The organism is Streptacidiphilus sp. EB103A, from assembly GCF_041261405.1.
Lineage (GTDB): Bacteria > Actinomycetota > Actinomycetes > Streptomycetales > Streptomycetaceae > Streptacidiphilus.
Window position 1 is genome coordinate 171,023 of sequence record NZ_JBGCAQ010000013.1, and the last position, 13,014, is coordinate 184,036.

General features: G+C 70.5%; 14 protein-coding genes and 1 riboswitch. Of the genes, 10 read left to right on the forward strand and 4 right to left on the reverse strand.

From position 1 onward, the window contains the following. The first annotated feature begins 18 nt into the window (after positions 1 to 18). A complete protein-coding gene (locus ABH941_RS22425) occupies positions 19 to 288 on the forward strand; it encodes a DUF3263 domain-containing protein (protein WP_370131198.1) in 270 nt (89 codons plus the stop codon). Between the two features lie 82 nt (positions 289 to 370). Here the strand turns inward: ABH941_RS22425 and ABH941_RS22430 are convergent, their stop codons facing one another. Further along, positions 371 to 952 (reverse strand): type VI secretion system tube protein Hcp, encoded by a 582-nt coding sequence (locus tag ABH941_RS22430; protein ID WP_370131199.1) that lies wholly within the window; start codon positions 950 to 952, stop codon positions 371 to 373. Positions 953 to 1,130: 178 nt separating this feature from the next. Here ABH941_RS22430 and otsB point away from each other — a divergent pair, with 178 nt between their 5' ends. From otsB to ABH941_RS22445, 3 genes are all read left to right on the forward strand, one after another. Then, positions 1,131 to 1,973: a trehalose-phosphatase gene (gene otsB, locus ABH941_RS22435; RefSeq protein WP_370131200.1), complete on the forward strand. Its 843-nt coding sequence runs from the start codon at positions 1,131 to 1,133 to the stop codon at positions 1,971 to 1,973. 131 nt (positions 1,974 to 2,104) lie between these two features. Further along, the gene (locus tag ABH941_RS22440; RefSeq protein ID WP_370131201.1) at positions 2,105 to 3,793 is read left to right on the forward strand and encodes a serine/threonine-protein kinase; all 1,689 of its coding nucleotides are present in this window, start codon (positions 2,105 to 2,107) and stop codon (positions 3,791 to 3,793) included. Next, positions 3,790 to 4,497 (forward strand): hypothetical protein, encoded by a 708-nt coding sequence (locus ABH941_RS22445; RefSeq protein ID WP_370131202.1) that lies wholly within the window; start codon positions 3,790 to 3,792, stop codon positions 4,495 to 4,497. Before ABH941_RS22440 ends, ABH941_RS22445 begins: the two co-directional genes overlap by 4 nt. Here the strand turns inward: ABH941_RS22445 and ABH941_RS22450 are convergent. Both ABH941_RS22450 and ABH941_RS22455 read right to left on the reverse strand, forming a co-directional pair. Then, positions 4,482 to 5,933, reverse strand: a complete 1,452-nt coding sequence (locus ABH941_RS22450; RefSeq protein ID WP_370131203.1) for a trehalose-6-phosphate synthase — start codon at positions 5,931 to 5,933, stop codon at positions 4,482 to 4,484. The genes ABH941_RS22445 and ABH941_RS22450 overlap by 16 nt on opposite strands. 30 nt (positions 5,934 to 5,963) lie before the next feature. Beyond that, the gene (locus ABH941_RS22455; RefSeq protein WP_370131204.1) at positions 5,964 to 6,929 is read right to left on the reverse strand and encodes a glucosyl-3-phosphoglycerate synthase; all 966 of its coding nucleotides are present in this window, start codon (positions 6,927 to 6,929) and stop codon (positions 5,964 to 5,966) included. A 199-nt stretch (positions 6,930 to 7,128) separates the two neighbouring features. Beyond that, positions 7,129 to 7,275, forward strand: a riboswitch (SAM riboswitch). Between the two features lie 17 nt (positions 7,276 to 7,292). Here ABH941_RS22455 and thrC point away from each other — a divergent pair. The 6 genes from thrC (at position 7,293) to ABH941_RS22485 (ending at position 12,236) form a co-directional block, all read left to right on the forward strand. Next, positions 7,293 to 8,576, forward strand: coding sequence for a threonine synthase (gene thrC / locus ABH941_RS22460; RefSeq protein WP_370131205.1), 1,284 nt, complete (start codon positions 7,293 to 7,295; stop codon positions 8,574 to 8,576). Next, positions 8,573 to 8,848, forward strand: coding sequence for a MoaD/ThiS family protein (locus ABH941_RS22465; RefSeq protein ID WP_030255566.1), 276 nt, complete (start codon positions 8,573 to 8,575; stop codon positions 8,846 to 8,848). Before thrC ends, ABH941_RS22465 begins: the two co-directional genes overlap by 4 nt. A 456-nt stretch (positions 8,849 to 9,304) precedes the next feature. Continuing rightward, positions 9,305 to 9,505: a cold-shock protein gene (locus ABH941_RS22470; protein ID WP_030255564.1), complete on the forward strand. Its 201-nt coding sequence runs from the start codon at positions 9,305 to 9,307 to the stop codon at positions 9,503 to 9,505. A gap of 381 nt (positions 9,506 to 9,886) precedes the next feature. Then, complete coding sequence (groL, locus tag ABH941_RS22475; RefSeq protein WP_370131206.1) at positions 9,887 to 11,509, forward strand: chaperonin GroEL; 1,623 nt, start codon at positions 9,887 to 9,889, stop codon at positions 11,507 to 11,509. A 107-nt stretch (positions 11,510 to 11,616) separates the two neighbouring features. Then, positions 11,617 to 11,979: a hypothetical protein gene (locus tag ABH941_RS22480; protein WP_370131207.1), complete on the forward strand. Its 363-nt coding sequence runs from the start codon at positions 11,617 to 11,619 to the stop codon at positions 11,977 to 11,979. Further along, positions 11,976 to 12,236 (forward strand): DUF4031 domain-containing protein, encoded by a 261-nt coding sequence (locus ABH941_RS22485; protein WP_370131208.1) that lies wholly within the window; start codon positions 11,976 to 11,978, stop codon positions 12,234 to 12,236. Before ABH941_RS22480 ends, ABH941_RS22485 begins: the two co-directional genes overlap by 4 nt. A 74-nt stretch (positions 12,237 to 12,310) precedes the next feature. On the opposite strand, the gene ABH941_RS22490 is transcribed toward ABH941_RS22485, so the two are convergent. Continuing rightward, complete coding sequence (locus ABH941_RS22490; RefSeq protein WP_370131209.1) at positions 12,311 to 12,976, reverse strand: HD domain-containing protein; 666 nt, start codon at positions 12,974 to 12,976, stop codon at positions 12,311 to 12,313. Positions 12,977 to 13,014: the final 38 nt, after the last annotated feature.

Genomic DNA, 13,014 nt, shown 5'->3' on the forward strand with positions numbered 1-13,014 from the left:
AAGTACCCGGGCGGCAGAATGACAGGTCGTATCGTCATACGGAGCGGAAGGGCTAGGCGGGTGGACGAACTCACTGATCGGGATCGCGCCGTCCTGGCGTTGGAGGCTCGGGCCTGGCGGACGGCTGGGGCGAAGGAAGCGGCTATACGCGAGCAGCTTGGGCTTGCTCCGGTGCGGTACTACCAGGTGTTGAACGGGCTGCTGGACCGGCCTGCGGCTGTGTCGTACGACCCGGTGCTGGTCAATCGGCTGCGACGGTTGCGGGAGGCGCGGCGGGCTCGTCGTTAGCGGGATTGTGCAGGTCGTGCATGGCTTGTCGCGCAGTTCCCCGCGCCCCTGCTGTGCCTCGGGGGCGCGGGGAACGTTCAGGTCAGTGCACCGGGGTGGGGCAGGTTGCGGTCTGGGTGGTGAGGTCCCAGCACATCTTGGCGTCGTTGAAGCCGCCGGTGCCGTTGGCGGTGTAGTAGTCGACCTCGATGGCGGTGTAGTGGAGGGCGACCGATTCCTGGGGGATCGAGCCGGTGGCTCCGGAGAACTGGTCCGAGGTGACCGAGACTCCGCCCAGCGTGATCTTCGTCGTGGGCTGGGTGGCCCCGGCGGGTGTGAGGACCAGCGCCACACCCTTGCTCAGGGTCGCCTGGGTGACCACGCGCTGGTGCAGGAAGACGGTGACCGGGTCGACGCTTCGGCTGATCACGAGGTCGGCGAAGGTCGCCTTGCCCCGTGCCGTCGGGACGGCGGCGGCGCCGCTGTAGCTCAGCACGGCGCTGACGTGGCTGGGCGCGTCGGGCATGAGCAGCGTGGCGGCGAGCGGAGTGCCGGTCACTGCCGGCGAGATCGCGGACTTGGTGGTGGGAGTGGTCGTCCCGGCGGCGGCGGTTGCCCAGGTGGCGCCGGTGAGCACGGTGGCCAGGGCGAGCGCGAGCGCAGCCCGCTTCTTCACTCTGTTCATTTGTTCGGTGTTCCTTGTCTGTCCGCTGTCCCGTCGGGTCGGAGATCAGTGAACCAGGCTTTCGAACAACTGCCCTGATGATCCGCCAGATTGCTCCCATGCCGGATGGCTTGGTCACGAGCAGGCAGAATGTCCGGAACAGGCACGAAGCAGCGGAAATCGATGAACGGTCGGACACATGGCTCTCCCCGAACCCACGTCCCCCGCCGGCGAAGCCGGTCTCACTGCGATCAGGAAGAACCCGGCGCGCGCCGTCGCGGCCTTCGACTTCGACGGCACCCTCGCGCCGATCGTCGCCGACCCCGAGCAGGCCCGGGCCCACCCCGGTGTGGTCCCCGCGCTGGCGCGCCTCGCGCCGCGCCTCGCTGCGGTGGCCGTGGTGACCGGCCGGCCTGCGGCCACCGCCGTGGAGTACGGCGGGTTCGTCGGGGTCCCTCGTCTGGAGCACCTGACCGTGCTGGGCCAGTACGGCCTGGAGCGCTGGGACGCTGCCAGCGGCGAACTGCGGACCCCCGAGGAGCTGCCCGGCATCACCGCGCTGCGGCGGGAGCTGCCCGGCCTGCTGGCCGACGCGCCGGATGGGGTCTGGCTGGAGGACAAGGGCCACGCCCTCGCCGTCCACACCCGCCGCACCGCCGACCCCGACGCCGCCCTCGCCGCGTTGGACGCGCCGCTGCGGGCCGCCGCCGCCCGGCACGGGCTCGCGGTCGAGCCGGGGCGGATGGTGCTGGAGCTGCGGCCCCCGGGGATGGACAAGGGCGTCGCCCTCACTGCCTTCCTCCGCGAGCACGACGCCGCCTCGGTGCTCTACGCCGGTGACGACCTCGGCGACCTCGCCGCCTACGACGCGGTCGACGCTCTGCGCGCCGCGGGTACGGTCGACGGCCTACTCGTGTGCAGTGCGCCCACGACCGGCGAGCCTCCGGTCCGGGTCATCGCCGATCGCGCCGATCTGGTGGTGACCGGTCCCGAGGGCGTGGTAGCTCTGCTCGAAGCGCTGGCCGACGCCCTGGGCTGCTGACCGACAGGATTGGTTCGTGGAGTGACAATCCGTCAACGAAGGGCCGGACGCCGGATAACAGTGCCATTTCAAGCGCTCCGGAGCGACCCCTGAGGCACTACCTTCCCGTGTGACGCATGGGGGTAGCGACGATGGAATGGAACGTACCCGGGTATCGGGACACCCGGGAGCTGGGCGCAGGAGCGAGCGGGCGCGTCGTACTGGCGCTGCACGAGGAGACCGGCACGCCGGTCGCCATCAAGTACCTGGGGGAGGAACTGCGGCTCGACCCCGACTTCCTGGAGGAGTTCCGCGGCGAGGCGCGGCTGCTGGGCGACCTCGACACACCGCATGTGGTGCGGCTGTGGGAGTACGTGGAGGGCCCGCACGGCGCCGCCATCGTGATGGAGCTGGTCGACGGCATCGCCCTGCGGGCACTGCTGCGGCAGGCCGGGGCGACCGGTCCGGAGGCCGCGCTGGTGGTGCTCAAGGGCTCGCTGCTGGGCCTGGCCGCCGCCCATGCGATGGGGGTGGTGCACCGGGACTACAAGCCGGAGAACGTCCTGGTCGCCGCTGACGGCTCGTCCAAGCTGGTCGACTTCGGCATCGCCGTGCGCAACGGCGACGCCGGGAGCGTCGCCGGCACCCCGCCCTACATGGCGCCCGAACAGTGGGCCGGCGACCCGGCCTCCGCTGCCGCCGACGTCTATGCCGCCACGGCCACCTTCTTCGAGTGCCTCACCGGCCACCGCCCCTACCCGGGCACGGAGTTCGCCGAGCTGGTGGTGCAGCACACCACCGCGCCGATCCCGGACGAGGAGGCGCCGGAACCGGTCCGACCGCTGATCCGGCGCGGCCTGGCGAAAACGGCGGACGAGCGGCCGGACAGCGCGGCGGAGTTCGTCGCCGAGCTGGAGGCGGTCGCGGGTACGGCCTACGGCGAGGACTGGGAGGAGCGGGGCCAGCGGAAGCTCGCCGCGCTTGCGGCACTGCTGCCGCTGCTGTTCCCCTCGGCGGGGGGCCTGCCGGACGGCACGACGGCGCTGGCGAAGACCACGCTGGGCGAAGGGCCCGGAGCGGGAGCCGGGGCGGGGCTCGGCGGGGGCCTCGCGGGCCGCATCATCCGCAAGCGGGTGCTGGTCGCGGGTCTCGCGGGCGGCGTCATCCTGGGCCTCTTCGGCGGGGGCTACGCCTCCGGCGTCATAGGCGGCAGCTCCACCACCACGGTGGCCGACCCGGCCCCCATCGTCGTCACCAGCGTCTCGCCTTCCTCCCCACCGGTGACCGTCACCCTCACCCCCTCGGCCTCGGCCTCTGCCACACCCTCACCCACGGCTTCGGCCTCTGTAACCACCCCGACTACCGCTGCACCGACCACACCCGCCCCGACCTCGGCCCAACCCACCACGGCCGCCCCGACCACCACCAAGCCGACCACCGCCCCACCCACGACGGCCCCACCCACGACCGCCCCGCCGACCACCGCTCCGCCCACCACGGCCCCGCCGGTGGTCACCCATGTCACGGATCTGACCTTCGATGTCTTCCAGGTGAGTACGAGCTACCTCGGGGATGCCGTGGCCAATCTCTCGACCGACGGCCCCGGCCCGGTCACGGTGACGGTCAGCTGGTTCGTCAGCCCCGCAACAGGGGCGGGCAACACGGTCCTTCACAGCCAGACGCTGACGCTCTCCGGCAAGACCCGGTATGTGCGCGTCGCCTTCGCTCCGTACCAATTCAGTCGTGAGTACTGCAACTCCACCATGGGGGCGCAGCTCAGCAGCCCCACATCGCAACTGAGTCCGAGTACCAGCAGCTTTGAAGGGTGCCCGATCGGATGAACCCATACGACGAACCCCAGGACGCGCCCCCGCCCGACAGACGGACCATGCACCTCCGCGGCTTCGGGGAGGCGGCACCGCCGGACACCGGGACGGTGCATCTCGGTGGGTATACCGCTGCGGCGGGGTTCGAGGCGGCGCCGTCGGTGTTCGCGCCGGTGCCGCCTCCGGAGGAGGAGGCTTCGGCGGAGAGCCTGATCCGGTTCGGGCCCGGGGTGCCCGACCCCAGGACCGCGCGGACCATCGACGTGTGGCAGGGCAACGCCCCCGGCCCGGAGGCCGCGGTCCACCACGGTCGCACCGAGGAGAAGCGGCGCCGCCCCGGGCGCTACCTCCTGGCGGGGCTGGTGCTGCTCGCCGTCGTGGGGTTCCTGCTCTGGCAGCACTTCGCCACCCCGGTGTCGATCAGCTCGGTGACGGTGGCGGCGGAGAAGCCCAGTCTGACCTGTGGCCAGACCGAGCTGATCACCGCGACCCTGCACACCAACGGCGGGTCCGGCACGGTCGACTACCAGTGGGTCCGCAGCGACGGCACCGTCAGCGGCGCGCTGACGCAGTCCGTCGCGTCCGGTGTGCACCAGGTGCAGCTCCCGCTGCGGTGGACCGTGACCGGGCAGGGCGACTTCCAGGGGACGGCGACGCTGAAGATCACCTCGCCCGGTTCCGCCACCGGCACCGCCGTCTTCAACTACTCCTGCAGCTGATCGTCCTTCAGGGCCTGGTACTGCTCCAGGAACCAGGCCGACGGGGGCAGCGCCGTCCCCGCCGCCGCCAGCCGCTTGCAGCGGTCCGCGCGCTCTGCCGCGGGCATGGTGAGGGCTGTGTGCAGGGCCTCCGCCGTGGCGATGATGTCGTACGGGTTGACGGTGACGGCGTCGTCGCCGAGCTCCTCGAACGCGCCGGCCTCCCGGGACAGGACCAGCGCGCAGCCCTCGTCGGAGACCACCGGGACCTCCTTGGCGACCAGGTTCATCCCGTCCCTGATGGGGTTGACCAGGGCCACGTCGGCGAGACGGTACGCGGCGAGGGAGCGGGCGAAGTCGTCGTCGACCGCGAGCAGGACGGGCTGCCAGGTCGGGGTGCCGAATTCGTCGTTGATCTCCACGGCGGTGCGCAGCACCGAGGCGGTGTACTCGCGGTACTCCGGCAGGTCGTGCCGCGAGGGGTAGGCGAAGGCGATGTGGACGACCCGGTCCAGCCACTCGGGGCGGGTCCGCAGCAGGTGCCGGTAGGCGTGCAGGCCGCGGACGATGTTCTTGGACAGTTCGGTGCGGTCGACCCTGACGATGGTGCGGCGGTCGCCCACGGCCTCCCGCAGCGCGGCGAGCCGGGAGTCGACGTCGGGCCGGTGGGCCCGCTCACGCAGGAAGTCGCCGTCGGCGCCGAGCGGGTGCACCCCGAGCCGGGTGGTGCGGCCGTCGTGGGTGACCGTCATCGCGGCCCGGTCGACCTCCGCGCCGAGGACGGCCTCGCAGCAGTCGGCGAAGGCCGAGGCCCAGCGGCGGGTGAGGAACCCGGCCCGGTCCGCGCCGAGGATGCCGACCAGCACGTCCCTGGCGATGTCGTCGGGCAGCAGCCGGTAGTAGTCCGGCGGGGCCCAGGGAGTGTGCGAGAAGTGGCCGATCCGCAGGTCCGGACGCAGCTTGCGGAGCAGCCGGGGTGTCAGTGACAGGTGGTAGTCCTGGACCAGCACGGTCGCCCCGGGCGCCGCGGCCTCGGCCAGGGCTTCGGCGAAGGCCGTGTTGTAGGCCTCGTAGGAGGCCCACTCGCGACGGAAGGAGGCGCCGAAGACGGGCGTGGTCGGGGTGTTGTAGATCAGGTGGTGGACGAACCACAGGGTGGAGTTGGCGATGCCGTTGTAGGCGCGGGCGAAGGTGCCGGCGTCGATGTCCAGCATGCGTACGGACGGGTCGCCCAGCTTGCCCTGCCGGGTCGCGGCGCGGTCGCCCTCGGTGAGTGCGGCGCAGACCCACACCGACTCGATGTCGTCGCCGATGGCGCTGAGGCCGGAGACCAGCCCGCCGCCGCCCCGGCGGGGCGTCAGCGTGCCGTCGTCCTCCACCGTGAAGGAGATGGGTCCGCGGTTGGAGGCGAGCAGAATCCGTGCCTGGTGCGATGGGGACGGGCGTGCGTTGACCATGATGCAGAGCCTTGCCTGTGCGGAGTGGGGTCAAACGTCCCGGCCGGTCAGCGTGGCGATCGGCGGGCGGTCGAGGGTCGAGAGGTCGACCGTGGCGGGGGTGAATCCGGACGCGGTCCGGGTGAACTGGGTGAGGGTGGGGCTGGCCAGGTCCTCGGCCGCCTTCAGCCGGTTGCTGCGGGTGAGCCGGTCCAGGGCGGTGAGCTGGATGGTGGCCGCCATCCGGCCCAGGGCCTGGGAGTCCTGGTGCCGGTGGTGCCGCACGCCCACGTCCACCTGGGCCAGCGCGTCCAGGCCGGCCAGTTCCAGGGCGTCCACCAGCAGGCCCAGCTCCACGCCGTAGCCGATGGGGAAGGGCAGCTGTTCGAGCAGGGTGCGCCGGGCCGCGTACTCGCCGCCGAGCGGCTGGACGAAGCCGGCCAGCAGCGGCCAGTAGAGGTTCAGCAGCGGGCGGGCGACCAGCTCGGTGACCCGGCCGCCGCCGGCCGGGATGCTGCCGGTGTCGGTCTCCAGCGGCCGGTCGTACATCGCCTTGACGAAGGCCACGTCGGGGTCGGTGAGCAGCGGTCCGATGATCCCGGAGACGAAGGCGGGGTCGAACTCGCGCAGGTCGGCGTCGATGAAGCAGACCAGGTCGCCGCTGGTCACCAGCAGTGAGCGCCAGAGCACCTCGCCCTTTCCGGGCAGGGCGGGCAGCTCGGGGAGTATCGAGTCCCGGTGCACCACTCTGGCCCCGGCGGCGGCCGCCGCCTGTCCGGTGCGGTCGGCGGAGCCGGAGTCGACCACGACCAGCTCGTCCACCAGCGGCACGGCCTCCATCAGCTCGCGCCGGATGGTGGCGACGATCCCGCCGACGGTCGCCTCCTCGTCCAGCGCGGGCAGCACCACGCTGACGGTGGCGCCGCTCGCCCGTTTGGCGGCGAGCAGCTCCGGCAGTGGTCGGTCGGCGGCCGCCCAGGAGCGGCGGCGCAGCCAGTCGGCGACCTCGTCAAGCACGGGACTCCTCGGATGTTGATACCGGAGCTTCGGCGGTACCGGGTGTCTCGCCTCGCGGACAACCAGTGATCGGTGGGCGGGGCTTCGGTTACAGTCTTGGGGACGACCAGTAGCCGCCGCACGGCGGGTACAACGGTTGGCACTACAAATGCCTTCCGGGCAGTAGCCGCAGCGAGCTGCGGCGCCCGGATCGCCAGAGAGCTCATCCAGAGGGACTGAGGGAACGGCCCGTTGAAGTCCCGGCAACCCTCCTGCCAGATAAAGCCGCAGCTCAAGCTGTTGAGGCCCTGGTGGGGAAGGTGCCAATTCCGTCCTGCGGCGAGACGCGCCGCGGGGAAGATGAGGAGAGAGGGCCTCGCCATCATGGCTGCTGTAACCACCGAGTCCGTTGTCACCGCCGAATCCTTCGGACCCGCCGTCGCGCTGTCCTGCCGCGAGTGCGGCGCGCGCACCCCGCTCGCCCCGGACTTCGCCTGTATCGAATGCTTCGGACCCCTTGAGGTGGCCTACGAGCTGCCCACCGGCGACCCCGAGGCACTGCGCGCCCGGATCGAGGCGGGCCCCACCAACATCTGGCGCTATGCGCCGCTGCTGCCGGTCTCCGCCGACGTGGCCTCCCGGCCCAGTCTCAACCCCGGCTGGACCAAGCTGGTCAAGGCCGACAACCTGGCCCGCGAGCTGGGCGTCACCGGCGGTCTGTACGTCAAGGACGACTCCGGCAACCCCACCCACTCCTTCAAGGACCGCGTGGTCGCGATCGCCGTCGAGGCGGCCCGCACCTTCGGCTTCACCACCCTCTCCTGCTCCTCCACCGGCAACCTGGCCGGCGCGGTCGGCGCGGCCGCGGCCAGGACCGGGCTGCGCTCCTGCGTGTTCATCCCGCACGACCTGGAGCAGGGCAAGATCGTGATGGCTGCCGTGTACGGCGGCGAGCTGGTCGGCATCCAGGGCAACTACGACGACGTGAACCGCTTCTGCTCGGAGCTGATCGGCGACCCGGCCGGCGAGGGCTGGGGCTTCGTCAACGTCAACCTCCGCCCCTACTACGGCGAGGGCTCCAAGACCCTGGCGTACGAGATCTGCGAGCAGCTCGGCTGGCGGCTGCCGGACCAGATCGTGATCCCGATCGCCTCGGGCTCCCAGCTGACGAAGATCGACAAGGGGCTCAAGGAGCTGATCGCCCTCGGCCTGGTCGAGGACAAGCCCTACAAGATCTTCGGCGCCCAGGCCGAGGGCTGCTCCCCGGTCTCGGTGGCCTTCAAGTCCGGACGCGACGTGATCCGGCCGCAGAAGCCCGACACCATCGCCAAGTCGCTGGCCATCGGCAACCCGGCCGACGGCCCCTACGTCCTGGACATCTGCCGGCGCACCGGCGGCGCGGTCGAGGATGTGAACGACGAGCAGGTGGTGGACGCGATCAAGCTGCTCGCCCGCACCGAGGGCATCTTCGCGGAGACCGCCGGCGGGGTGACGGTCGGCGTGCTGCAGAAGCTGATCAAGAACGGCCTGCTCGACCCGGCCGCCGAGACCGTGGTCCTCAACACCGGCGACGGTCTGAAGACCCTGGACGCGGTGGAGCCCACCACCGGCCTGTCCGCCACCATCCGCCCCACCCTTGACTCGTTCCGAGAGGCTGGCCTCGCATGAGTGTCTCCGTCCGCATCCCGACCATCCTCCGCACCTACACCGGCGGCGCCGCCGAGGTCGCGGCCGAGGGCGCCACCCTCGCCGCGGTCATCGACGACCTGGAGGCCAACCACACCGGCATCCGCGGCCGGATCCTGGACGACAGCGGCAAGCTGCGCCGCTTTGTGAACGTGTATGTGAACGAGGACGACGTGCGCTTTGCGGACGGCCTGGAAACGGCCACTCCGGACGGCGCGGGCGTCTCGATCATTCCCGCCGTCGCGGGTGGCTGAAATTCACCCCTCATAATCGCGGGCAGGCCGGGACGTCCCTTCGGGGCCGTCCCGGCTTCGCTTTATCTCTGCTGTGCGTCAGCTGTGGCCGTGTGCGGCGCCGCGCTCCGGGAGAGGTAGAGTGGCTTCCGGTTACCCCTGTTGCTGCATGGCCAATCCCCACCTGTCCCGTTGTCTGAGACGGCGGTGGGCGCAGAGCTGTCACTGGGGCGTCAGAAATTCTTAAGCGATATGACGCATAGGTCCGCTATGTCCGGGTCATTTTGCCGACCTTTGTTGCGATAACCATCGCTCCGCCCCATAAGGCCTCCCAAGAATTCCCTCACTTATGCCCTGTTGCGGAGGGCACCCGAGTGGATACATTCAGCGTCGGTTGAAGCGTTGCGTGCGGCGTGGCGCTTCGGTCCGGTCCGCGGAGTGCGGACCGTGAAAGGGCCAGTAATAGGGGAGTTTGGAATGGCTCAGGGCACCGTCAAGTGGTTCAACGCGGAGAAGGGGTACGGCTTCATCGCGGTCGACGGTGGTGCGGACGTGTTCGTCCACTACAGCGCGATCCAGATGGACGGGTACCGGTCGCTCGAAGAGGGCCAGCGGGTCGAGTTCGAGATCTCGCAGGGTCAGAAGGGTCCGCAGGCGGACATGGTCCGCGTGGTGTGACCGCTCGGTGAGCGATCGCTGACTAGTGACAGGACCGGCCGAGCCTCGTTCCGAACGAAGCACAACGCAGGTCTTCCGGTAGGCCCGCACCCCTCGGGGTGCGGGCCTACCGGCGTCCGGGAACCCCTCGGGAGCGCTCCTGACCACCCGCCCACCCGTCGCCCGACCACCACCCCTATTCGATGCCCTTCGGGCCGCGCCTTGCACTCAAGGGGGCAGAGTGCTAATCATTGGCGTTAGCACTCTGAGGTAGAGAGTGACAACGGGCCGGGTAGGTGAGGCCCCGGACGCGGCGGGAAGTGACCGCCGCAGGCCGGGTCCGTCCGTCGCGGGCGCCAGCGCGGTCCACACGCAGCCACCCTGTCCGGGAGGACCACTTCCATGGCCAAGATCATTGCGTTCGACGAGGAAGCTCGTCGCGGCCTTGAGCGCGGGATGAACCAGCTCGCCGACGCTGTCAAGGTCACGCTCGGCCCCAAGGGCCGCAACGTCGTCCTGGAGAAGAAGTGGGGCGCCCCCACGATCACCAACGACGGTGTCTCCATCGCCAAGGAGATCGAGCTCGAGGACCCGTACGAGAAGATCGGCGCCGAGCTCGTCAAGGAGGTCGCCAAGAAGACGGACGACGTCGCCGGCGACGGCACCACCACCGCCACCGTGCTCGCCCAGGCCCTCGTGCGCGAGGGTCTGCGCAACGTCGCCGCCGGCGCCAACCCGATGGCCTTGAAGCGCGGCATCGAGAAGGCCGTCGAGGCCGTCTCCGCGCAGCTCCTGGAGCTGGCGCAGGACGTGGAGACCAAGGAGCAGATCGCCTCCACCGCCTCCATCTCCGCCGCCGACCCGCAGATCGGCGAGCTCATCGCCGAGGCGATGGACAAGGTCGGCAAGGAAGGCGTCATCACCGTCGAGGAGTCGCAGACCTTCGGCCTGGAGCTTGAGCTCACCGAGGGCATGCGCTTCGACAAGGGCTTCATCTCCGCCTACTTCGCCACCGACCTGGAGCGTATGGAGACCTCGTTCGAGGACCCGTACATCCTGATCGCCAACTCCAAGATCGGCGGGGTCAAGGACCTGCTTCCGATCCTGGAGAAGGTCATGCAGTCCGGCAAGCCGCTGCTGATCATCGCCGAGGACGTCGAGGGCGAGGCCCTGTCGACCCTGGTCGTCAACAAGATCCGCGGCACCTTCAAGTCCGTCGCCGTCAAGGCCCCGGGCTTCGGCGACCGCCGCAAGGCCATGCTCGGCGACATCGCCATCCTCACCGGTGGCACGGTCATCTCCGAGGAGGTCGGCCTCAAGCTGGAGAACGCCGGTCTGGAGCTGCTCGGCCGCGCCCGCAAGGTCGTCATCACCAAGGACGAGACCACCATCGTCGACGGTGGCGGCGAGAGCGACCAGGTCGCCGGCCGGGTCAACCAGATCCGCGCCGAGATCGAGAACAGCGACTCGGACTACGACCGCGAGAAGCTCCAGGAGCGCCTGGCGAAGCTCGCGGGCGGCGTGGCCGTCATCAAGGCCGGCGCCGCGACCGAGGTCGAGCTCAAGGAGCGCAAGCACCGCATCGAGGACGCCGTCCGCAACGCGAAGGCCGCCGTCGAGGAGGGCATCGTCGCCGGTGGTGGCGTTGCGCTGCTGCAGGCCGGGATCATCTTCGACAAGCTGGAGCTTGAGGGCGACGAGGCCACTGGCGCCAACATCGTCAAGGTCGCCCTTGAGGCCCCGATCAAGCAGATCGCCTTCAACGCCGGCCTTGAGGGCGGCGTCGTGGTGGAGAAGGTGCGCAACCTTCCGGCCGGTCACGGCCTGAACGCTGCCACCGGCGAGTACGTGGACCTGATCGCGGCCGGCATCATCGACCCGGCCAAGGTCACCCGCTCCGCCCTGCAGAACGCGGCCTCCATCGCCGCGCTCTTCCTCACCACCGAGGCCGTCATCGCCGACAAGCCCGAGAAGGCCGGTGCCCCCGCGGGCGGCGGCATGCCGGGTGGCGACATGGACTTCTGATCCTCCGGATCAGTTGTCTGAGCCTGTCTTACATGTTCCAGCTCGTTCCACTGCGAGGCGGTCCTCCCCGGTCAAGGGGAGGGCCGCCTCGCGGCATCATGGAGTGTATGGATGCAGAGACCGTTGAAGCCGCACTGCACGGCGCCCGGGCCGGGGTGCTGCGCGACCTGACCACCCGCGACATCGCCGACGCCGGGGTCGTCTCCCTGCTGGAGGACGCGGTGGCCCAGCGGCGCTGGTGGGTGGAGCAGTGGCCGGACGGCGCCGGGTTCCTGCTGGGGCTGGTCGCCCAGGACATCCAGGACGCCCTGCTGGACTCCTACGGTCGCTGGCCGCTGTGCGGGTCCTGTGCGGTCGAGGGCGAGCTGCAGGCGCTCAGCGTGGATCCTGAGCTGGGGGACGACCCGCACTGGGTCTGTGAGAAGGAGGGCATCGTGATCGCCCCTGTCGGCAGCCTCGGCCCGGCATGATCCTCATCGACCCGCCGGGGGTTCCGGCGCACGGGCGGATGTGGTCGCATCTGGTCAGTGACAGCTCGCTGGAGGAGTTGCACACGTTTGCGCGGGCGCTGGGGGTTCCCGAGCGGGGGTTCGAGCGGGACCACTACGACGTGCCTGATCGGTTGTATGCAGCGGCGGTGGCTGCTGGCGCAGTGCCTGTCAGCAGTCGGGAACTCGTCGTCCGGTTGACGGAGGCGGGGTTGCGGAGACGTAAGCGGGCGAGGTGACCGTGGTGCGTGGTTGCTGTTCGCGCAGTTCCCCGCGCCCCTATAGGAGCGCGGGGAACTGCGCTGCCAACCAGCTACGGACGTAGAGCGCTCAGCTCCGACAAGAGGTTGCTCCTGGCTGCGACGGCGTAAGCGGACTGCGCAGCAGGGGTGCGGTAGAGGCGGGGCAGCTCCAGGAGCTGCTGCAGGACCGCCGCGCGACCCTCGCGGAACGCGTCGTCGGGGACGAAGGCGTACTCCTCGCGGACGGCCGCCGCGTACGCGGCGTAGGCCGCGGGGGGCCCGCCCAGGACCGCCAGGTCCGCATCGCAGAGGACGGCGCCGTTGCGGTCGCCCTCGGCCGCCTCGTGGGTGGTGGTGAGCCGGACCAGTCGGGCCGTCTCCGCGGTGACGGTAGCCGGAACTCCTGCCTCCGGCAGCACCCGCTCGGCGAGCCTCGCGCTGCGCTCCTCGTTCTCGGACCGCTCCGGCGCGTAGACGGCGTCGTGGAACCAGGCGGCGAGCCGCACCGCGTCGGGGTCCTCCGCCTCGTCCGCTAGCCGGTCCGCGACGTCCAGGACGGCGGCCAGATGGCTCAGCGTGTGGTATCTCCGCTGGGGTTCTGACCAGCGGCGGAGAAGTTCGTCGCCGAAGGGCGCGGGGTCCGCCGACCCGGCGGCGGCGACCCGTCCGAGCAGGGCGGTCCAGCGGTCCAGCAGTGCCGCGGCGAGCGCGGTGTCGGGGTGCGGGTGCGTCGGCATGACGCCATTGTGAACGAGAGCGGTCGCGGACTTTGTGC

Bases quoted from the DNA above. Each gene is read 5' to 3' on its own strand.
- ABH941_RS22465 (WP_030255566.1), top strand. From the start codon at position 8,573: ATGAGTGTCTCCGTCCGCATCCCGACCATCCTCCGCACCTACACCGGC.
- otsB (WP_370131200.1), top strand. From the start codon at position 1,131: ATGGCTCTCCCCGAACCCACGTCCCCCGCCGGCGAAGCCGGTCTCACT.
- ABH941_RS22445 (WP_370131202.1), top strand. From the start codon at position 3,790: ATGAACCCATACGACGAACCCCAGGACGCGCCCCCGCCCGACAGACGG.
- ABH941_RS22480 (WP_370131207.1), top strand. From the start codon at position 11,617: ATGGATGCAGAGACCGTTGAAGCCGCACTGCACGGCGCCCGGGCCGGG.
- ABH941_RS22430 (WP_370131199.1), bottom strand. From the start codon at position 952: ATGAACAGAGTGAAGAAGCGGGCTGCGCTCGCGCTCGCCCTGGCCACC.
- groL (WP_370131206.1), top strand. From the start codon at position 9,887: ATGGCCAAGATCATTGCGTTCGACGAGGAAGCTCGTCGCGGCCTTGAG.
- ABH941_RS22440 (WP_370131201.1), top strand. From the start codon at position 2,105: ATGGAATGGAACGTACCCGGGTATCGGGACACCCGGGAGCTGGGCGCA.
- ABH941_RS22485 (WP_370131208.1), top strand. From the start codon at position 11,976: ATGATCCTCATCGACCCGCCGGGGGTTCCGGCGCACGGGCGGATGTGG.
- thrC (WP_370131205.1), top strand. From the start codon at position 7,293: ATGGCTGCTGTAACCACCGAGTCCGTTGTCACCGCCGAATCCTTCGGA.
- ABH941_RS22490 (WP_370131209.1), bottom strand. From the start codon at position 12,976: ATGCCGACGCACCCGCACCCCGACACCGCGCTCGCCGCGGCACTGCTG.
- ABH941_RS22425 (WP_370131198.1), top strand. From the start codon at position 19: ATGACAGGTCGTATCGTCATACGGAGCGGAAGGGCTAGGCGGGTGGAC.
- ABH941_RS22450 (WP_370131203.1), bottom strand. From the start codon at position 5,933: ATGGTCAACGCACGCCCGTCCCCATCGCACCAGGCACGGATTCTGCTC.
- ABH941_RS22470 (WP_030255564.1), top strand. From the start codon at position 9,305: ATGGCTCAGGGCACCGTCAAGTGGTTCAACGCGGAGAAGGGGTACGGC.